The sequence below is a fragment of the Chitinophaga japonensis genome, from assembly GCF_007830125.1.
GTDB classification, from domain to species: Bacteria; Bacteroidota; Bacteroidia; order Chitinophagales; family Chitinophagaceae; genus Chitinophaga; species Chitinophaga japonensis.
On sequence record NZ_VLLG01000005.1, the window covers coordinates 730,845 to 751,055 of the forward strand.

The following is a 20,211-nucleotide window of genomic DNA, read 5'->3' on the forward strand; positions in this document are numbered from 1 at the left end:
TAACCGTAGAACAGTGGCTATCCCCTGCTTGCGTTGATAGGGAAATTCGTCATATTAGCGATCAAATTTTGGTTTTCTTACTACTAGGTTTACTTTACTGACAGCTACCTCCGGTTATGCGATAGCTGTTAGTGGTGCTGTCCTTATGAATATTAGCATTTAACGATATTGCGATCAGTGTCAGCGCTTTGTCCAGGCTGTCGTCTACGTTGAAATCGCCGTTGAAGGCACACTGCCTGATCCGTTGCTCCGTCATAATAGTGGTATGATAGTACCTTTCAAGGTCGTTCACCACTTTCTCCAGCGCTACATCTTTGTAAATGAACTTGCCGCTGCGCTTCTGTGCATAAAACCTGGCATCATCTGCCGCGTCCTTCATCTCCATGTGGTCCGTTGCTTTATTATAGGTGGCGCTTTTATTGGCCGTTACGATCATGGACGGAGCTTCGTTCCCCGAGTTGCTGTTAGCCAGCACCTGCACACGGCCTGTTACCACTACCACCCTTGCCTCGCTGGCATTGCGGGCCTCTATATTAAAAGAGGTGGCCAGCACGGTGGTATTGATCAGCGACGAGTGAATAACGAAAGGTTGCTTTTCGTTGGTGGCTACTTCAAAGAATGCTTCCCCGCTCAGGTTTACTTCCCTCGTTGCCTGGTCAAACCGCTCCGGGTATTCCAGCGTGGAACCGGGCTCCAGCGATACCAGGGAGCCGTCGGGCAGCGTTACGGTCCTGCGCTCCTTTGCAGTAGCTACTACCTGCTGCTGTGGCTTTTGCCTGGTGAGGGTATAGTATCCAAGCCCCGCTACCAGTAATATTGCCGCCGCTGCTGCTATCCGCAGGCTGTACACCCGGATGATGCTCCGGCGTGAACCGGCCGGCAGCGGTATATCTTTATGGATCCTCTTCAAGAGCTTTTCAGACAGCTTCCTGTCCAGGGTATGCTTTACAGTATCAAGGTCTGCGTTAAACTCCTCTGCTGCCACCGCTTCCAGCTCCGAAAGGTCGTTCCCGTCCAAATACTGCAGCATCCATTCTTTTTCAGCATTCGTCCACTCCTCGGTATGTAATAAGTGCCTGAGATATTCCTTCCTGTTGTGCACGCTGTTCGGTTGTTTAAATTAAATACAATGAAGCGTTAAAAAAGGGTGGGTAATTTCCCGGAAAATTTCATATATTCTTAATGCTAATATAAGAATAAAAGAAATTCAGAGCTCATTATGCAGGAACAGGAGGAACAGGACAATATATTTATGTTCCGCATTTTTCTGTATATAGTCATTGAGCTTTACCATAGCGGCGGATAAATGCTCCTTCACGGTATTACGGGATATCTTCAGCTCATTGGCTACCTCGTCGTATGTTTTTCCTTCCAGTTTGCAGAGGGTCACGATCCTTCGGCGCTGCGGGGAAAGCTCGGCTATGGCGCGTTCCAGCAGGTGGTATTGTCCTTCCTGCATGGCTTTATAATCGAGGGTCTGTTCATCTCCCGGGTCCAGGGCCAGCAGCTTTTTATGCAGGGTTTGTTCGCGCAGTTTCTTACGGGTATAGTTCACCGAAAGATTAAAACTGATCACAAACAGCCACCCGGCCACGGATTGTGATGTTTTTACCTCCTGTCTTTTTTCCCAAAGCTTCGTAAATACCTCCTGCAGGATATCTTCTGCAACTCCTGTGTCTTTCACAAATTTCAGGATGTTGCGGTAAACAGCTTCATGATACTTCCAGTACAGGGTATCAAAGGCGGCTACCTCATTCTTGTGTAACCTTTCTACTAATACTGCATCTAATGTGTTCATGTTGGCATTTGGTTGATAAAGCAGTCCCGCTTCTCCCAAAGCAATAATTCCCTTTTTTGCACTATAAAATAGTGACAATAATCAGGACTTTATAACAAAAATTTAAATTAAAATATTTGCAAATGTGCTTTCCGTTGATAAGTATGACGTTTACTTTGGCCTATAACACTAAAGTTGGTATGAGCGGTAATGCATTTCAACGGGTTATTTTCTATTTTAACCGGCTAAACAGATAAGATCAATGATGAAGAAATGCACCCTATTGCTATGGACATTATTACTGGGATACGGCCTGTCGTATGGGCAGGAACGTTATGTTTTTAACAAGGGGCTGATCAGCGGGCCCTGCCACCAGTACGGCCGGCAGGCCGTGTTTACCGACCCGCTGGCCTGGCTGCTGCATGGCGGCCAGTTGCCCGCTCCTGCTGAAAACGGCCTTATACCCGGCGCTCACAGCGAACAACCGCTGCACTGGCAGGGTATTACGGCAGATCATGCAGGCGTGTTCTCCGGGCGCGCCATGAACAACGGCTACCTCTATCTTTCCTATGAATCGCCTGCTGCACGCACGGCATTACTGAATATTTCCGGGCACCAGATGGTGTATGTGAACGGGGTGCCGCATGCGGGCGATATTTACCGCTACGGCTGGATGTACATACCGGTGGAGCTGAAAAAAGGGCTGAACCAGTTCTATGTGCGCACCGGCAGGAGCTGGGGCCGCTATGGCGTACAGGCGCAACTGTTATTCCCGCAACAGCCGGTATACATCAGCAAGGCGGATTCCACCATGCCTTTTATTGTAACGGGGCAAGCCAACGATTCGCTGTGGGGAGCGGTGGTGATCATCAATACTACCAACCGGGCACTGAAAGGCCTGCACCTGAAAGCGGACATCGGCGGGCGGGAGCTGACCACCGCACTTCCGGATATATCTCCCATGACTACACGTAAAGTGGGCTTCCGCATGGATGCCCGCAGCATACAGCAAAAGGGCGGGGCTGACTGCCACCTGCAACTGCTGAACGGCAGGAAGGCCATTGACGAGCAGACCCTGGCGCTGCAGGTAGTGCAACCCGACGAACATTACAGCAGCACTTTTGTGAGCAATATTGACGGCAGCGTGCAGTATTACAGCGTATCACCGCAGGTACCGGCTACCGGCAAGGCCCCTGCCCTGTTCCTGAGCGTGCACGGCGCGGAGGTGCAGGCCATTAACCAGGCCCGCGCTTATGTGCAGAAAGACTGGGGCGTACTGGTAGCGCCTACCAACCGCCGCCCCCGCGGCTTTAACTGGGAGGACTGGGGCAGGCTGGATGCGCTGGAAGTGCTGGAACAGGCGCAACAAACCTTTCAGCCCGATCCCGAACGGATCTACCTGACCGGCCACTCCATGGGCGGGCACGGCACCTGGTACCTGGGCGCCACCTACCCGGGTAAATGGGCTGCCATCGCACCCTGCTCCGGCTATCCTACCCTGCTGGGCTACGGCTCCGCAGACGGACTGATACCGGACTCTCCCCGGAACAGCACGGAAAAAACGCTGCTGCGCGCCAGCAATCCCAGTAACGTGGTGCAACTGGCCCATAATTATAAAGCCGGCGGCGTATATGTGCTGCACGGCGACAGCGATAAAGTGGTATCTGTGAAATACGCGCGGCAGATGAAGCAGGTGCTGGCCAGCTTCCATGCAGACTACAGCTATTATGAATATCCCGGCGGCGAGCACTGGTACGGCAACCAGTGCGTGGACTGGCCCCCGCTGTTCCAGTACTTTAAATGGCATACCATTACGCCGGACAGCGCCTATAATAATATAGACTTTACAACGGCTAACCCGGCTATCTCCACCGGGCTGCGCTGGGCGCACATCCTGCAGCAACAGCATTCGCTGGAATACAGCCGTATACAACTGAGCCGGAGCGCAGACCGGCGGAGCATTACCGGTACTACCGGGAACGTACAAACGCTGGCGCTGGTATTGAAGGATGTTCCCCTGGGCGCGACGGTAAGTATACAACTGGACGGGGAGGCCCCGGTCCGTTATACCAAACAAACAGCGGATACCCTTTACCTGCACCACAAAGGGCAATGGACTGCCGGCGCAGCGCCCCCGGCCCGCGAAAAGGGAGCGCAGCGCGGCGGCACGCTGAAAGAAGCGTTCAACCACCGCATGGTGTTCGTGTATGGTACCAGCGGCACCAAAGACGAGAATGAATGGGCTTATAACAAAGCCCGCTATGATGCGGAAACCTGGTACTACCGGGGTAATGGCGCCGTAGACCTGGTAGCGGACAAGGATTTTGATGCAACGGCTTACCCGGACCAGGGTATTATACTATACGGACATGCCAACAGCAACAAGGCCTGGGCGGCTTTATTGCAGGATTGCCCCATCCAGGTAAGCCGGGGAAGGCTACGGGCAGGCGAACGGCAATATCACGGCGGCGCCCTGGCGGCCTATTTCGTATGGCCAAGGGCAGACAGCAAAATCGCTTCCATAGCGGTGATCAGCGGCACCGGCATGACGGGGCTGCATGCGGCAGAGGCGAACCAGTACTTTGCCGGCGGCAGCGGGTTCCCGGATTACATGATCTTTAGCGCAGACCTGCTGAAAGGCGATATCAATGCCGTAAAAGCGGCAGGGTTCTACAGCAACCAGTGGGAGATAGAAAACTAAGCGGTAGCAAATAGCTGGCAGCCGGCCTATATGCGGAGCTGCCAGCTATTCAATATTATTGATATAGCCTGACCTTGCCGATCAACACTTTACCCTCCGGGGTAGTAACACTTACAATATACAGTCCATCCGTACACCGGCTGGAAAGCCGGAAGCGGCGGCCTTCCAGCAGCTCATGCTGCAGCTCGCGGCCTTTTGCGTCCTTCACGGAAAGGCTGCTGCCTGCCCATTGCTCCTGTCCTTCGAGCAGCAGCTCACCGGAAGCAGTATTGGCGGACAAGTGCAGCTTTACGGCCCTGGGCGGCACATTCACGAAGCCGGCAGGCGCTCCTATGGCCTGACGGCGCTGGCAATTGCTGACAGTGACGGTAATGGAGTCACGGGGTATATCTTCGCCATACAGCTCTGTGGCGGCATAATAAACGGTGGTAAACTCCGGGCTTACCGTAAAGGCGCTGCCGGTATGCAGCAAATTACCGCCCTGCGGCGCGTCATACCAGAGCGTAACAGGAAAAGGCATGTTGGTGGTGGCGTTGAGCGTAGCGCTGTCTCCCCTGCAAATACTGACCTGCTCATAGGTAATAGCCAGTCTTGCATCAATGGAAGCCAGGTGTGTGCGGGCCAGTGCATATGCCTGGGGGCCCTGGGCAATGGCAAAAAAGGGACAGGCGATGGCGGATAACAGTAAGGCTGTACCGCGCGCACTGCTGCGATTAAATGGAATTTTCCAAAGCATTAGAACAGATTTAGGGGGTTGCTAAAATGATCTTGTTGTACCAGTCATTTTACCAGTCGTATCCAGTTATTTTGATTAATAAATACTAAAGACGGTTAAAAGTCTATATGAGCATCATCCAGCTTAAAAAACGGAAGACAAAGTTACGGAACTCTGAATACTGACCAACTACATATTCATGGGATGGTGTTGGCCCCCTTTTCTATATAAGATAAAGGGTTGCGCCGGAATAACCGGCCAACCCTTGTTTATTTATCCCAGTGAAATTACGCTGTTTAAAAACCTATGGCTGGGACTCCACCAATACAATCTTCACAAAAATGGGATCTTCCGGTGGGTTGCCGGGAGTACCATCTACGGTCTGCGTTTCGATGGTAAGACTCCCGGATGTATGTGTATATGAATAGGAATAGCCATCATACACCTCGGGGATAGCTTCATATGTACCAGTGCCCCCTGAGATAGAAACTACAATGCCAAAATTGTCGTTCACATAATTATCAATCTCCGGCATGGCGATGGTATATCCATAAGCATTGTTGCCTATTAGCTGCCAGTCACCGGGCGCTATATCTGCAAAAATAGTCTGGTTAGGCGTCACATATTCATTATATTCTTTGGTACAGCCGGAGAAAAGGATACCGCATAACACAAGTGGTAAAAATAGCAACGATTTCATATTGAGAAGGTTTTAGTGATCAAAAGTCCGGTACATTGGACGCCTGCCGGTTGATAGCAACGGCCGTGCCGTGAAATTCTATTAACAAAGACAGTGCCATAAAGTTGTGTACGGTAGCATTCCCGGAGAGCGTAAAAGGCAGGCATGGGCACAAGCAGGGAATAGCGCGCCTTTCAGCCGGGAAAGGCAGGCGCCGCCGCCGTGGTACGGGGCCATTGTTCTGCTCCACGCCTGGCGTCAATCCACCACAAAAGCGGAGTGGTCGATCACTTCCGTGATATCATCCACATCGTCTACCTCCTCCCCGTTGCAGATCAGCACCTGCAAGTCGGTTTCCGGGTCCACAATGCTCATGATACGGATCACGATGGGCTTGAAATGCTGGTTGGCCATGAACATATACTTGTCTGCCACCCTGGGTAACGTGTGCACAATAGTCTTCAGGGTATGGCCTACCAGTATGCCTGCCTCGTTCAGGAACTCGCAATTGATGGTTACAGTGTACTGCTTCATAGGGATGATATGGTTTTATGAACGGATAGTATATACGGGTTACAGACAGCGGGTTGGTATGGAACTAAAATTAACGAAAAAAACGGGCGCGGCCATTCCTTAAAAGAGTACGTTACGGGCAATGTGTTGGAATATTTTCTTACATTTACTTATAAACCCTGCTACCATGTTCACACAAACGCCCTCAAAAGAGCAGCTATCTTCTTCTTCACGCGCTGTAGCCGGTGAAGGAACATCTGCCATCTCCCTGCCCGCAGGCCCCCTGCAAATGAAAGGCGCCAAAGACGAGGAACTGCTGCAGGGCAAATTCACTACACAACTGCAAACCCCCGAAGAGGAAGAAAAGAAACCGGCCCAGGGCAAATTCGTATTACAGCGGGCAGGCCTGCCGGAAGAGGAAAAGCCCGTACAGGGAAAATTCACCATACAACCCAAAGCCAACAATACCGGCATGCCGGACAACCTGAAAGCAGGTGTGGAAAACCTTTCAGGCATGGATATGTCTGACGTGAAAGTGCATTATAACTCCGACAAACCGGCCCAGCTCAGCGCGCTGGCCTATGCGCAGGGAAGTGATATACACGTGGGGCCGGGGCAGGAACAGCACCTGCCGCATGAAGCCTGGCATGTGGTGCAGCAACGGCAGGGACGCGTGCAACCTACCATGCAGCTTAAAGAAAGTGTACCGGTAAATGATGATCCGGGGCTGGAAAGAGAAGCGGATGTTATGGGGGCGAAAGCCATGCAGTAGCGCTTCCCTACACCGTTTTCCCCTCCTTGCCAAACTCCTTCCTGATACCGGCAACTACATCGCTATATAACAGGGTATTACTACCCCGCTTCAGCGCCATCAGGCAGCTATAACGGCTGATATTGATAATGGCGCCGCCGGCCATTTCGTACTTCCTGGCAATATCTTCAAGATTAAGCTTTTCCTCCAGTTGCAGGTGCGGCGGAAAAGCCTGCTGCCACAGGCGCAGGCGCTGTTCCGGCCCGGGCATGGAAAAATAGATCATGGACTGGAACCTGCGGCTGAAGGCTTCATCGATGTTGGCTTTCAGGTTGGTGGCTAATATCACCACACCGGGAAAATCCTCAATGCGCTGCAGCAGGTAAGCCACTTCCTGGTTAGCATAACGGTCGTTGGAGGAGGTGGTTTGAGTACGTTTGCCAAAGAGCGCATCTGCTTCGTCAAAGAACAGTATCCAGTGCTGATGGGCCGCCCTGTCAAATACCTGGGCCAGGTTCTTCTCGGTTTCACCGATGTACTTGGAAACGATCATGGAAAGATCGATACGGTACACGTCCATGTTAAAGGTCTTGCCCAGCAGGCAGGCCGTGAGCGATTTACCGGTGCCCGGCGGGCCATAGAACAGGCTGCGGTAGCCGGGCTTGATCTTGCGGCCCATGCCCCATTCATTCATCAGGGTATCGCCGTGCTCAATCCAGGCGCGGATCTCTTCCACTTCCTCCATGGTATGGTCTTCCAGCACCAGGTCGGGCCATTCCAGCCCGGTATAAATGCGCCGGGCGGGGAAATTAATGCTGTAATCGGGCTTGTGGGCTGTGCCCAGCGTAAAATAGCTGAGGTATTCCGGGTACAGGCTGAGGGTGCCACTCAACAGCGGTTCTTCCGCATTGGCGGGTATCAGCTTCAGGATGGCATGCTTGTTAAAGAAATGGTCCGGTCCAAACAGCTCTATCAACTGGAAGCGCTGCTGCAGGCTGTTGGCTGCCAGCAGGAAAGCGGCGGTTTCACCGGTGGGCAGAAACCCGCCGTGGTGCATGCCCTTGATGCCGCCAAATTCGGTAAAGCCACGGTCGTAGGTGGCGTTCTTGATAAAGAACACATCCAGCAGTTGCGGGCGGATATGGGGTATCAGCGCCAGTAACAGCACCAGGCGCTCCGTTACGTTCATGTTATAATGCAGCACGATCTGCGCGTATACGGCTGTTTGCCCTGCCAGGTCCGGCGGGGGCAGCTCTTCCGGCAGGCTGGTATCGCCTTCGCCGGCAAAATATCTTTTCATGCGCAGGTCCGCCAGTTGCTGGAACCAGGCCAGCTCCCGGTTTAGCACCGCGGCATTCTCATTGATCATGCGTATATCCATTCCGTATATAATATTTTTTCCATCCAGGAAGTTTTGATCATGGCCACGCTCCAGGGCAGGGTTTGCATTATTACATCGTATCCGCGCTGCTCCACGCGCAGGAACCAGGCTTCATCCGTTTGCCACAAGGCGCCCTCCCGTTGCAGGAATGCGCCCCGGAACCCTTCCGGTGAGGTGTGCTGCATTTTCTCCCATTGCTGTAGCACTACCTGCAGCATTTCATGGGAGAGGCGTTTTTCGTCTTCTGTAAGCGCTATTTCCGCCGGCACCGGCTCTTCCAGCGGGAGGTTGCACAGTATCTTGTTGAGGGCCAGCCCATGCTCGGGATGCACTTCCTCCCCGTTCACCGTATACTGCAGCAGGTGCACGGCCCTGTGCTGCGCTTCTATGCTGATGAAACGGCCGGCCTGTATCCATCCCAGGCGCTGAAAAGCCGTGGTTAAAAAAGGATGCAGCAGCACCAGGCCCGCGTTGTCCACATACACGGTTTCCAGCTCCGGTTTTTTAAGCGGCTGCCGTTCCTTTTCGGCAGGCTGCAGGGGCGCCAGCTCCTTTCCTGCCGGTGGCGGCGCGGCCATTGTGGCCGGCTTTGCAGTGTCGGTGGCGGGGTGCAATAGCTCCCTCTCCTGCTCGTACAGGCTACTGCGGATGCTCTCCATATGCAGGTGCGTTTGCACATATCGGGCGGCTTGCTGCTGCAACGCGGGCAGGATGTTACGTAAATGGGTATACGATGACAGGTTCACCTTGCCATTGATAGCGGCCAGCCGGCCGATGAAGCGCTCTGCGCCCGCCACCCCCGCGCCGGCCAGGAATTCCAGGAAGCGGGCGGCATATTCCGCTGCATTATAAAGGGCCAGTTGACCCGCCAGCAGCATAATATGGAACTGCCGGAACAGCAGCGCGATCTTTTCCCTTTCCAGGCTGTCTGTGATCACCAGGCCAAACAACTGCTGCAACTCGTGCAGGGCGGCCGGCGCGGGGTGGCCCCAGCCAATACTGATGTCCTGCATCATGTCCAGGAAAGCGGCGTCATCCAGCTCCTGCGCGGCGTATTGCACTAATATGGCATGCCGGAATATCCGCTTGTAGAAGGCCTGGCGCTCATGCCTGCTTTGTTGTTTGTAAAAGCGTACCGCCTCCCGGAAACCAGCCACAGGCCCATTGAAGGAATGGCTGCCGGTTTCCTGCAACAGCAACAGGCTGTCCTGCACTGCATAAGCCTGCAGCGCCTGCCGGATACTGGTTTCCGGTATACCGGCCGGTGTGGCAAACAGGTTGTACACTTCCAGGCGGGCGGACAGCAGGCTGCTGCCGCTGCCAAAGAGCGCCAGCAACGTTGCCGGGCTTTCCCGGAATAAAAGCACGGCTGCCTGTTTCAGCAGTTCCTGTACTGCCGCCGGGCTGAGCATGCCCAGTTCGGCCGGCAACTGCTGCCAGGCCAGGAAATGCGCCAGCAGGCTGCCAGCCTGCTCCAGCCACTGTTGCTTTTCGGCGGCGCCGGTAAGGGCGTCATACTGCCGGAAGCGGTGCAGCAGGCGGGAAGCCGCTGCCGGCAGCGTATCGCGCAGGGGCGTTGCAGACGGAGTACGCTGCTCCGTTATTTCCTGCCATAAGCCGTCCTTCACTACCATGGTACCGGCGGCCGGCAGGGCCAGCGCCTGTTCTATCCAGGCCTGCAGCAATTCCCGCAGCGGCACAGGCGCGGTACCGGTGGCCTGCCACAGGAAGAACAACCGGTTCAGGATGCCGGGCAGGGGCTGTATCCACGATGGCACCACCGCCAGCCTTTCCCGGTAATTAACGTATAGCCATTCCAGTATCCTGCCGGCCAGCCAGGCCGCTTCCCGTTCTGAGAAGGTCCCCGCCTCCTGCGGCAGGCTGCCGGTTTCCAGGAAATGCCGCAGCCAGGTATCCATGATACGGCCGGCATTTTCCTTTTCCGCTGCGGTACCGGGCGCTATGTTCCTGCGTACCCAGCGGAGCAAGGCATGCGCCGCCTGCGGGGTAGCCGCCTTCCCATCGGGCGGTATGGCATAATACAGCTCCGCTCCCTCCGCCTGCCAGTCCGCCAGGAGCTGCTGCAAACGGGCAGCCACCTGTTGCTGTATATCCGCCTCCGTTATACCCGGCAATATATTTTTAATCGCAAACAAGAGGCCGGCAGGTGCCATGCCGGCGGCCTCCGCCCACCATCTTACTGTTAAGACTGTAAAATCTTCCGTATCAAAATGGCCGTAGCCTGTTTGGGCCCACACCTGCCAGTATGCCTGCAGCAGCAGCTTTTGCAACAGCCTTGCCGGCAAGCCGCCTGCCATGCGCGCCAGCATAGTCTGCAGCAGGGCATCCATGCTTTCATAGGCTTCATATGCCAGGTCCGGCAGGCCGGCAGCGCGGGCCGCCTGGAAAAAAACGGGCGGCTCCACACCGTACAGGAAGCGCTCCATTGCATAGGGCACCGTGCCGGCGTATTTGAACAGCAGTACCGCCTGCGGCATATCCTGCTCCAGCAGTTGCTGCAGCAGGCTGTTAAGGGAAAAATGCGCATAAGTACGCCCCCACCAGGGCACACTGCCATAAAACAGCCGGTACAGGATCACATCCCGTAACAGTACATGCCCCACATCCTGCGGGCCGTCCTTTTTAAAGGCAGCCAGGCGGGTCAGGAATAGATCCGTTTCCCCCGCCCCTGCCGGCGTGCTGCCGGCCAGCGTGCGAAAAACCGCCTCCTGCTGCGCCGTGTTAAAAACGGCCTGCCACCTTCTCCGGGCCGGTTCCTGCTGCAGCACGACCGCCAGCATCTCCTTCAGCGCCGCGGGGGCCTGCTGCGCAGCGGCCATCAACCGTTCATATAACCCGGTGAGGGACCATGCGGCGGCCCATCCCGGCAATGATCCATACAACAGGTAATAGCGCAGCAGGGCTACCTGCCCGGCGGGCGTACCTGCTTCCTCCCCTGCGGCCGCATCCGCTGCCGTATAAGCGTTACGGTGACGGCGCAACCCGGCGCCGCCGCGCGTGGCAGCGCTCTCCACGTACAATGCTTTAATAAAGCCGCCTACGGTAGCTTCGGGAATATCCTGCGCATAGAAAGCCAGGGCATCGTAAAACAGTTGTAAGAGGGCCTCGTAAGAGGTGTTGAAATAATGCGCCATCTGCATAAGCTGGCTGCGCACAAACTGCTTGCGGCTGAAATTGGAACCGGTTTGCGTTACCAGGTAAGTGAGCACAAAAAGCCATACCGCCCGTTCCAGGGCGCCGGCCGTGGTTTGCATCACCTGTTGCGCTACCTGCACCTGCAATACTTCCCGGGTGTATTCAAAAATGAAAGCCGCTTCGGCTGGCTCCAACACGGTAACTGCCTCCCGGATGGCGGCGATGGAGAACTGGAAGGCTATCCGCCGGCGTACATATGCCTGCTGCGCTACCTGGCGCAAAAAGGCCGCCAGGCGCGCCGGTGCATGCGCTGCCAGGAACTGCAGGGCGCTGTCCGGCCGCTGCCGCTCTGCTTCCGTAGCCCACCAGGGTAGCACGCCGGTCAGCAGGTAATAGCCCAGCAGCTCCAGCCAGCGGTCATGGCCGGTCTTTACCTGTACGCGGCCGGTCAGCACATGCTGCTGCCCGGGGTGGCCATTGCGCAGGATGCCTTCCAGCGCTTTGGCCAGGGCTTCCATAACCAGGTCCGGCAGCGCCGTATCCAAATCTTTATACAGGATCGTGCCCAGGTCCAGCTCCAGGGTATCCAGCACCGCCACTACATCACCGGGCACCAGTTGCTGCAGCAGATGCCCGGTATCGGCAGCTATCCGCTGCCGGAACAGGCTGCTGATCCGGTCCTGCAGGGCCGCAGCCCGCTGCCGGGAGCTAAACTGTACGTCGAAAGTGTAGCGGCGGATCGTGTTCATACCCCTTAATTGCCGGCTTTTATATGTTTGATCAACGCTGCATTGGCGGCCGGCAGCTCCTGCTGGTCCTTCATAGCCTGCAGCCATTTGAAATAATCTTCCTCGAAGGCGCGCATGGCGCCCACGCCCAGCCATTTGAACTGTATGCGGAACTGCGCCGGCGTCTGCTCCCGGAACAGCCCTTCCGCAAAATCCCTGAACTCGTGCAACTGGAAGCGCGCCGGCCAGGCTGGCAGCACTACGGTAAGGCCAAAGCGGAAAAAGTCTTCCGGCAGCATGTTGCCGTAAGTGTCCTGTTTTATAAAGTATTCAAAGTATCCCTGTTGCCGGGCGGCCTCCTCCTGTAACTGCTGCAATTGCTGTTCCCTTTCCTCAAAGGTGCACCAATAGGGATGGGAGCGCAGCAGCTTTCCATCGCGGTCATACAGGTGATAGCCAAAGGCGCGCTCCGTATACCGGGGTTTCAGCAGCACATGCTCCACCAGGTAGAAGCCCTCGGAATTTTTGCTGATCTGTTTCAGGTGCTCCAGCATGTCCTGCAGGGCCTGTTCCGCTTTTGCCCGCTTGTCGGCCCTTATCACTATCCGCCATACTTCATGATGCGGCTGCCGGCACACGACCAGGTATTCCCTGCGCTCTTCGTCAAAGGCAATGCGGTAATTATCCATGCTCAGCCCTGTTCTCAGGAAGGAAAGTGGCTGACTGCCAAAATCATATCGCACAGGCTGTTCCGCTGCCATTTCCGGCGGCTCTTCCATGGCTACTTTCAACACCTCGCCCTTTACCTCGTATTCCTTCACCAGCCAGAAATGCATATGCTCCGGCTGCCGTTTGCCCACCGCCACCTGCAGGTGCTCCGCATCAAAGGCGGCAGTGAGGCGCGTTCTTTGCTCCACCGGTATGTACAGCAGCCGGTACAGCCACTCCTCGTAACCGGATAGCGTGCCAGGGTTGAAGATATCCTCCCGGTAATTGAAGGACCGGAGCCGGTTGGCCGTAAGCCGACCCGCATGCTGCAGGATACCCGCCTTCCATTCCAGCTCCGCGCTTACGCGCGCACCGGAAGACGGGCCATTGTACACCTGCTCGTACAAAGCGGCGGGATATTTCATGATATGCAGGTTAAAGCGCGCCAGCAGGTGGTCCAGCACCCGGTTCTTCCTTTCCTGGTATACCTTATCCGTTTCCTGCACTTTCCGCATAGCTTTCATATAGCCGTTGTTGTTATCTTCCATGAACTGCTCCCAGCTCATGGCCTTATGCGGGTCCTGCTCCGTAAAGGCCCTTATCAGCGGCTGTATGTCCGGCACACTGTACAGGGGCTGGGATGCATAGGTATACGGCGGTGTACCGGGCAGCAGGGGGGAGAAGAAATCGCCCATACTCCCCAATTGTGCCAGGTAGTTGGCCAGCAACTGCTCAAAGAACAGCAGGTAGGCTTTCAACTGTTTTGCCTGTGCCTTGCGCCGCTCCGGCGCAGCGGAGTCCAGCCCGTGGGCCCCTATTCCGTATATACCGGGAAAATGGTGCTGCAGCGAATAGTATTGGCTGATATTGCGCCAGGCCGCCTTCAGGGGAGGCTGCGTATGGCCGGTGCGCTGGCCTACGAACTTCCGTTTGGCGATGATCTTCATCTTCTGGTAGGTATTCCGGAACTGTACGTCCTTTAGCCGGTATTCATACCGGTCGCTGAACACCTTGATGTCGCTCATATCGCCGGGTATGGTCAGGAACGGGTAACAGCCTTCCTTTACCATAATGGGCCGGGCCGTATAGTTGCCGTCCTCGCCGGCAACATAGAGTGTCTTCACTTTCATGACGCCGGGCACCAGGGAAACGGCCTTCACCAGCTCGGAGGGGTCTACCATGGTTTTGCGGGCGGAGAGGTCCCCGTCTGTCACAAATCCCTTTTTCAGCAGCGGGCCGGTATAAATATCTTCCACCTTGTATCCCTTGGCAACCAGCTCTGCTTCGGTAAAAAAACGCACAGGCGGATGCAGCGCAAACTCAAAAGCATTGCACACGTGCGCGGCTATTTCCTGCGCATCAAAGCGGCTGTCTACCAGTATCTCCGCTTTTACCGCCAGTTGCTGCGGACGCAATACGGTAATGTCCTCCACATCCTGCCCGATGTTGCGGTAGCTCATGAGGCAACGCCTTACCGCATCCACCACGGATTGCACCGTGGCGGCACTGGCGTCTATATTTGCGGCCAGGGCATCCTCCACCTGCAGGAACACGCGGTACACGCCCTTGGCGGCGCCGCCCGGCTGTAAAGCCTTTACCGGCTCCACCCAGATGTTCTCCACTTCATCCACTTCATCCAGCACCAGCTTGCAAAAGTCCGCTGCGGTAACCGGTGCGGAACTGAGCATGTCCGCCCTGGAGAAGAAGGCATGCAACAGGGGATCAATGTCCCCGTTCCTGTCCGCCAGTATTTCCTCAATGGGGAAACCTGTCCTGTAAGCCAGGTCGGTAATGGCATAACATAATTGCTCCAGGATGGTAACGCCCGGATCATGCAGGTTATAGTCCGTCCATATCTTACCGGACAATTGCTGTACATGCGCAATCGCTTCCCGGCGTAACTGCTCATAGTCAAACGCCGGCTCCCGGGGCTTGTCCCGTTCTATGACCACTGGAGTGTTTGCCATAGTAGTGTTTTTAGAATGTAAAATTTCAAATGTAAAATGCTAAATGTAAAAGTTGATGGCTATGTACCATTAGGGGTACTTTTACATTTTTCAATAGTAATATTCATCGGGCATGAACATTTCATCCGCCCACAGGCGGGTAATGCGGTAGTATATCTCCACACCCGGCCCGTAATTACTGTTGGTGCGCATCTGCAACTGGTAATTGTGCGTGCTCCCCTTCCAGCGCAGCTTGATCTTGTTCCAGCAAAAGCCATAGTAGGCGCAGGTTTGCCGGATCTTGTTGCGGGAGCTGCCAAAGGTGCTGACCGCGTAGGCGTGCAGCATGGCATGGCGGCCTGCGTGCTTCAACCCGGTCCTGGCCACTACCTCAAAGGCCTGGCAGTTGTCCAGCTCTTCCAGTATCGGCTGCCACTGCCCGTTGGCCGGCACCTTGCCCACCTTGTAGGTACCTACACGGCCCTCCATCCCAACAAAGCCTTTGACATCCATCCTGAAATTGGGATCGGATTTTTTGCCGACACCCAGCTTACCGTCTGTATGAAAAAAGAAGCTGCTCTGCTCCTCTTCCTGCGTGCTGGCTCCCAGGTTGTTGGGCTGCAGGCGCAGGGACGGGTATTCCAGGTCGTCCTTTTCCATAAAGAAGAAGGGCGCCAGCTCGTCTATCGCACGGTAAAAGGACACCAGTCTTTTCGAAGCGCCCAGGGGGGCAATCTGCAGGCCGTTCTCCTCATCTTTGGAAAAGCCGTCTTCCTGTTTATTGATAGTAGAGTCTATGAGATATCCGAAATGATTCTCCGTGGGCATTCTGCCGTTCCTGAAGTACTGCTTCAGCTCCTCCCGCCCGTACACTTTTTTATTTTGTTTGGATTCCATGGTGAACCGGATTTATTTTGGATGAATACTTATTGTCAGCATTTCTTCGTCGAACGGGTCCGCCATATGCCTGGCCGTACCCGTTTCCAGGTCCTTGCCTACCAGCAGCTCATCGCCTACCTGCAGCCCGTCAATGCCCAGCGCCTGCGGGTCTTCATAGGCCCGGTGATCCAGCACGGTGATCAGGTGCTCCTGCGTGGGCACCAGCACGCCTTCCGGTACGGAAGCATAGATGGCAGGCGCATCGTCCAGCGCCGTATCCGACACACAGGCGGTTACCTGCCCGGTACGCAGGTGCTTTTCATGGTAGAAGTGCACCAACGAAAAACCGGTCACATAGCTGACATAAGACAGGCGGTTAATGAAGTTCAGTATCTCGGAGCGGTACAGGACGCTGCCGATCTTCAGGCTGGCAATGCCCTCGAACATCCAGGGGCAGAGGAATCTTTTAATATCCTCGTGCAATTGCCGGAGATGCAGGTTGTCATTCCGGTTATCGCTGCCGTTGAACTTTACCTTGCACACCACTTTCACTTTTTCATATACGGGGTTGCGCACCTCCGCCTTTATAAAAGGCGACAACGCCTGCTGCACAAATGACTGGATGCGGTAAAGCGTAGCCAGGTCTACCCGCGGCTCCGGCACCTCCTGCCTGCCGGGCTGCATGTCCGGCACCGCAGGCACCACGATAATGCGCAGGTCCGCCATGCCGGGCAATAACGCTGCGCCTTCATCCGTGCCCAGGCATTTTACGATCAGCAGGCCGGGAAATTCCTGCAGCAGCACCTGCGCAATATCCGATGCCAGCGCCGGGCGCTGCTTGTGCCGCAGGCGCTCGCTTACGCGGGTATAATACTGCGCTTCCGGCTCCTGCTGCTGCCCGCCAAAAGAAGGGAAAGGCTGCCATACCTGCTGTACCGGCTTGATATCCGTTTTAAATTTCTTTATTGCGAATGACGCTATGGACGGCACTTCTTTCAGCGACTGTCCTTCGGCCTGTAGCTGCCGTTCCGCCAGCACGGCATTGGGAAAGATGCCGATCACCCTGGGATTGGCGCCGGTCACCACGCTGGTGGATACCCGCAGCCAGTATAGCGCAGGGTCCAGGATGGTATTGCCGTTACAGATGCCGTCAGGTATGCGCAACCTGACAATACCGCTTTTCAGCAGGTTGCTGGTATCGTCGGACAGCACCTGCGTTCTTTCAAAAGGTATCCAGCTATTATTGTACAGGTAACTCCATGTTACGGGCGTGATATTTCCTACCGTATCGCTGTAGTGCTTTTCCTCGAGCTGGAACAGCAGCGACAGTTCTTCGTTCGGATACAGCCGGTTGAAGCCGATACAGAGGTTCGCCATATCGGAGGTGACCGGCAACAGGGAAAAAGTGTTGCCCTTGCCGGGGTCCGGGTAGATCCTGCGGTAGCCGGAAGGCAGGGCATGGTATACTTCCAGGCCATCTGCCTGCTGCGCCGACTGTACGGATTTCAGGGCTTCCATATGCTCCAGTGTATAGCTCAGGGAAAGAGCGTTGAGCATGGGCAGGTAAGGCAGGTTAGGCACCGGCCTTTTTTTCCGGGGCAACAGGCTATGCTGTGAATTATGCATGATCACTTCCGGGAAGATCTGTGCAAAAAGGCGGTGCCCGAAGGCTTCCGAAGGGCCGGCCAGCTCCATACGGACGGCTCCTTCGCGGTATACCGGTACATCCGGTGCCCATTCCTTGTCCAGCAGCATCCCGTTGGTAAAGGAAAGCCTGGAAAGGTCTATATTGTCCAGGAGGGTCACATCATCGAGGTAGAGATTGCCTTCCCGGTCGCGTACGGTCTGGAACAGGTGCAGGGTTTGCTGTTTTTCCCGTTCCGGGAAGAACAGGCCGTTATACAGGCTGCTGATCCCTATTTTGAAATCGGTATTGCGCAGGTCCGTGTTATAGCCGGCGTACCAGGCATCAAACCCGTTCTCATGCCTGGGCAGGTTGAGCCATTCCATTTTTATGCTGAAAGCGCGGGTAAAGCGGTTGAAGATATTGCTGTTCCGGATGTCCAGGTAAGCGCCTACCGCCGGCTGCGGGCCAAACAGCAGGAAGGAATTGTCCGGGCTGAGCATGCCGATATTGCTCTGCAGCTTGACATGCCGGTGGCCGGACACCTGTACGTTCACGGCTACACGCTCCAGCAGCAGGGAGCGCAGGAAAGAATAGGGATGGTGAAAACTGTTGTTGTTGAGCAGCACTTTCAGCAGGGGAACCGCCGCCGCCAGCCCGCTGGCATGCACTTTTTCATTGTAGGTGCTCCAGGCCTTTGCCGTAATGTCCAGCATGAAGGTGATCTCCAGGCTGTTATCCAGCGGCTCTTCCAGGCTGCTTCTTACACTGAAGCGGGGCACCGGCTCCCAGCCGTCGGGGGCGGTGAAGTACAGGTGAAAAGCGCCGGACAGCAGTTGCGAAAGCATGGTAGCCACGCTGTGACCGGACACCTGTGCAAAGTTCTTTACGTACCCGGCAAAGGCCCCGAAAGTGCCCGGCTCAAAATATAGCCTTACCTGCACCTGCCGGCGGCCTTCATCCAGGTACATCACCGGGGAGCCGATCATAAACCCGATATCCGTATCCTCCATGGTGCGCAGGGAAGGCGACAGGTCGTGCTGGTCTTCTCCCAGCAGGGGCCAGGGCCGGATCACCGTACTTTCCTTCTGGTAATCGGCGGGGGGAATGACCGGGTGCACGGCACGGTATACCTGCGCTTCCCGGATATCCTGCAGGTCCAGCGAGGGGGCCGTGATCTGCAGGTAATTGCTCACAAACACCGTTTGCAGCGACATGATCTGTACGTTATGCGCTTTCAGGGTATCGCGGAGGATGTATTGCAGCGGCTCCTTGCGGGCATGTACGGCCGCCAGGAGCGCCTGCCCTTTTTCAACGGTGAAGCTGTTGATATGCGGCACCAGCTCCAGGAAAATATGCACTTTGTCCGGTACCGCCGGCAATCCCTGTATGCCCAGCACCTGCCGGTAATAAAAGTCCAGGTGCCTTTTGGGCACTTTGTTGAGCTGGTCCTGCAGGTGCTTGTACAGTTCCAGGAAAGCCGCCAGCAGTCCCATGTGCGGGCTGTGCTGCACTTCACCCAACTGGTTCCTGATATAGTAGGAAGCGGAGCTGGCCACCTGGTAGAACTTCGCCCGCAGGTTGTCGTATATGCCGTTCAGCGAGTAAAATCCCTCAAACAGCTCCGGCCCATCCCCTGCATCGTTAAAAGCGCGGGTATACAGCCGGCGCAGCCTGTGCGACAGGTCCAGCGGGCGGATGTGGTGGTCATGCAGGGCCAGTTGCCGGGGAAACAGCTTTACCACCTGGTGCTCGAAGCGGTGCAGGCGGGTCATGTCTTCCTCCAGGCTGTCCATCACCTGCTCCACGTAATGCCAGATCCGGTAGGACTTGTCCGCCTCCCGCAGCTTATGCAGGGTATCCATCAGCACAACTCCTATGTCATAGAGCAGCAGGAACAGGGTGCGCGTATTGTCAAACAACGCGTCATCACTGGTGGCATGCTGTAAATTCTCACGCAGGCGGGTAAACGTAGCTTCGTAACCGGTAAAATCCAGGGAGCCGGCCGTGAGCAGCATCACCAGCAGGTCTGCATGGAAAAACTCCTCCCAGCCGCCATCGGGGCGGTTATTGAAGTTATAGTAATTGAACTGGGGAGCGAGGCGCGCCAGCAACTGCAGCAATTCATGCGGCGACCGGTCGTCCACTTTCACATATGCAGGCATTAACGCTTCCAGTTGCCGTTCTAACTGACTGATACCGTCCTGTATATGTTCAAAAAAATTACTCATCCGCCGCTGATGTTGGTGCCTTCCAGGTAGTAGAAGGGATATACCATATTGTGCCGTGTATTGGTAGCAATAATGCTGTACGTGATCTGCACATACAGTACGCCGGCTTCCATGCTTTTATCCACTACGGCCGCTTCTATGAAAATGATACGCGGCTCGTACTGGAGGAGCGCGTGGTAAATAATATGATTCAGCTCGCTGACCAGCCAGGCGTCCGCGATCTCAAAAACCAGCTTCTTGATGTCGCAGCCAAAATCCGGCTGCATAATACGCTCACCGGGAATGGTGCTGAGTATGATGCGGATGCTTTCCTCGATATCCGCCACATCGGACACCATTTGCACGCCGGCGTCCAGCTTGTCGAATGAAGGCGGGAAGCTCCATCCCGTTCCTAAAAATGATTGTATTTCCTTAGCCATAGT

At 55.4% G+C, this 20,211-nt stretch carries 13 protein-coding genes; 2 read left to right on the plus strand and 11 right to left on the minus strand.

The window, feature by feature from the left end; translation table 11 throughout:
- Positions 1–94 precede the first annotated feature (94 nt).
- On the minus strand, positions 95–1,102 hold the full coding sequence (locus tag LX66_RS24195) for a FecR family protein (protein WP_145718231.1): 1,008 nt from the start codon (positions 1,100–1,102) through the stop codon (positions 95–97).
- 105 nt (positions 1,103–1,207) lie between these two features.
- Positions 1,208–1,798: an RNA polymerase sigma factor gene (locus LX66_RS24200; RefSeq protein WP_145718233.1), complete on the minus strand. Its 591-nt coding sequence runs from the start codon at positions 1,796–1,798 to the stop codon at positions 1,208–1,210.
- 241 nt (positions 1,799–2,039) lie between these two features.
- Here LX66_RS24200 and LX66_RS24205 point away from each other — a divergent pair, with 241 nt between their 5' ends.
- Positions 2,040–4,478 (plus strand): carboxylesterase family protein, encoded by a 2,439-nt coding sequence (locus LX66_RS24205; RefSeq protein ID WP_244620497.1) that lies wholly within the window; start codon positions 2,040–2,042, stop codon positions 4,476–4,478.
- 55 nt (positions 4,479–4,533) lie between these two features.
- Here LX66_RS24205 and LX66_RS24210 read toward each other — a convergent pair whose 3' ends face one another.
- The 3 genes from LX66_RS24210 to LX66_RS24220 all read right to left on the minus strand — a co-directional run bounded on the left by LX66_RS24210 (position 4,534) and on the right by LX66_RS24220 (position 6,406).
- Positions 4,534–5,214, minus strand: coding sequence for an immunoglobulin domain-containing protein (locus LX66_RS24210; protein WP_145718235.1), 681 nt, complete (start codon positions 5,212–5,214; stop codon positions 4,534–4,536).
- A 283-nt stretch (positions 5,215–5,497) separates the two neighbouring features.
- On the minus strand, positions 5,498–5,893 hold the full coding sequence (locus tag LX66_RS24215) for a hypothetical protein (protein WP_145718237.1): 396 nt from the start codon (positions 5,891–5,893) through the stop codon (positions 5,498–5,500).
- Between the two features lie 237 nt (positions 5,894–6,130).
- Positions 6,131–6,406 carry a DUF5952 family protein gene (locus LX66_RS24220; RefSeq protein WP_145718239.1) on the minus strand — a complete coding sequence of 92 codons (276 nt, stop codon included), beginning with the start codon at positions 6,404–6,406 and terminating at the stop codon, positions 6,131–6,133.
- Positions 6,407–6,572: 166 nt separating this feature from the next.
- Between LX66_RS24220 and LX66_RS24225 the strand changes: the two genes are divergently transcribed.
- A complete protein-coding gene (locus tag LX66_RS24225) occupies positions 6,573–7,157 on the plus strand; it encodes an eCIS core domain-containing protein (RefSeq protein WP_145718241.1) in 585 nt (194 codons plus the stop codon).
- A gap of 7 nt (positions 7,158–7,164) precedes the next feature.
- Here LX66_RS24225 and LX66_RS24230 read toward each other — a convergent pair whose 3' ends face one another.
- The 6 genes from LX66_RS24230 to LX66_RS24255 all read right to left on the minus strand — a co-directional run bounded on the left by LX66_RS24230 (position 7,165) and on the right by LX66_RS24255 (position 20,208).
- Positions 7,165–8,517, minus strand: coding sequence for an ATP-binding protein (locus tag LX66_RS24230; RefSeq protein WP_145718243.1), 1,353 nt, complete (start codon positions 8,515–8,517; stop codon positions 7,165–7,167).
- Positions 8,502–12,422 carry a contractile injection system tape measure protein gene (locus LX66_RS24235; RefSeq protein WP_145718245.1) on the minus strand — a complete coding sequence of 1,307 codons (3,921 nt, stop codon included), beginning with the start codon at positions 12,420–12,422 and terminating at the stop codon, positions 8,502–8,504. Before LX66_RS24235 ends, LX66_RS24230 begins: the two co-directional genes overlap by 16 nt.
- Positions 12,423–12,427: 5 nt before the next feature.
- Complete coding sequence (locus LX66_RS24240) at positions 12,428–15,076, minus strand: hypothetical protein (RefSeq protein WP_145718247.1); 2,649 nt, start codon at positions 15,074–15,076, stop codon at positions 12,428–12,430.
- A gap of 90 nt (positions 15,077–15,166) precedes the next feature.
- A complete protein-coding gene (locus tag LX66_RS24245; RefSeq protein WP_145718249.1) occupies positions 15,167–15,952 on the minus strand; it encodes a hypothetical protein in 786 nt (261 codons plus the stop codon).
- A 12-nt stretch (positions 15,953–15,964) separates the two neighbouring features.
- The gene (locus LX66_RS24250) at positions 15,965–19,789 is read right to left on the minus strand and encodes a baseplate J/gp47 family protein (protein WP_145718251.1); all 3,825 of its coding nucleotides are present in this window, start codon (positions 19,787–19,789) and stop codon (positions 15,965–15,967) included.
- Entirely contained in the window at positions 19,786–20,208 is a 423-nt protein-coding gene (locus tag LX66_RS24255; RefSeq protein ID WP_145718253.1) for a GPW/gp25 family protein, read from the minus strand. Before LX66_RS24255 ends, LX66_RS24250 begins: the two co-directional genes overlap by 4 nt.
- Positions 20,209–20,211: the final 3 nt, after the last annotated feature.

Bases quoted from the DNA above. Each gene is read 5' to 3' on its own strand.
- LX66_RS24230 (WP_145718243.1), bottom strand. From the start codon at position 8,517: ATGGATATACGCATGATCAATGAGAATGCCGCGGTGCTAAACCGGGAG.
- LX66_RS24220 (WP_145718239.1), bottom strand. From the start codon at position 6,406: ATGAAGCAGTACACTGTAACCATCAATTGCGAGTTCCTGAACGAGGCA.
- LX66_RS24245 (WP_145718249.1), bottom strand. From the start codon at position 15,952: ATGGAATCCAAACAAAATAAAAAAGTGTACGGGCGGGAGGAGCTGAAG.
- LX66_RS24250 (WP_145718251.1), bottom strand. From the start codon at position 19,789: ATGAGTAATTTTTTTGAACATATACAGGACGGTATCAGTCAGTTAGAA.
- LX66_RS24200 (WP_145718233.1), bottom strand. From the start codon at position 1,798: ATGAACACATTAGATGCAGTATTAGTAGAAAGGTTACACAAGAATGAG.
- LX66_RS24205 (WP_244620497.1), top strand. From the start codon at position 2,040: ATGATGAAGAAATGCACCCTATTGCTATGGACATTATTACTGGGATAC.
- LX66_RS24240 (WP_145718247.1), bottom strand. From the start codon at position 15,076: ATGGCAAACACTCCAGTGGTCATAGAACGGGACAAGCCCCGGGAGCCG.
- LX66_RS24235 (WP_145718245.1), bottom strand. From the start codon at position 12,422: ATGAACACGATCCGCCGCTACACTTTCGACGTACAGTTTAGCTCCCGG.
- LX66_RS24210 (WP_145718235.1), bottom strand. From the start codon at position 5,214: ATGCTTTGGAAAATTCCATTTAATCGCAGCAGTGCGCGCGGTACAGCC.
- LX66_RS24255 (WP_145718253.1), bottom strand. From the start codon at position 20,208: ATGGCTAAGGAAATACAATCATTTTTAGGAACGGGATGGAGCTTCCCG.
- LX66_RS24215 (WP_145718237.1), bottom strand. From the start codon at position 5,893: ATGAAATCGTTGCTATTTTTACCACTTGTGTTATGCGGTATCCTTTTC.
- LX66_RS24225 (WP_145718241.1), top strand. From the start codon at position 6,573: ATGTTCACACAAACGCCCTCAAAAGAGCAGCTATCTTCTTCTTCACGC.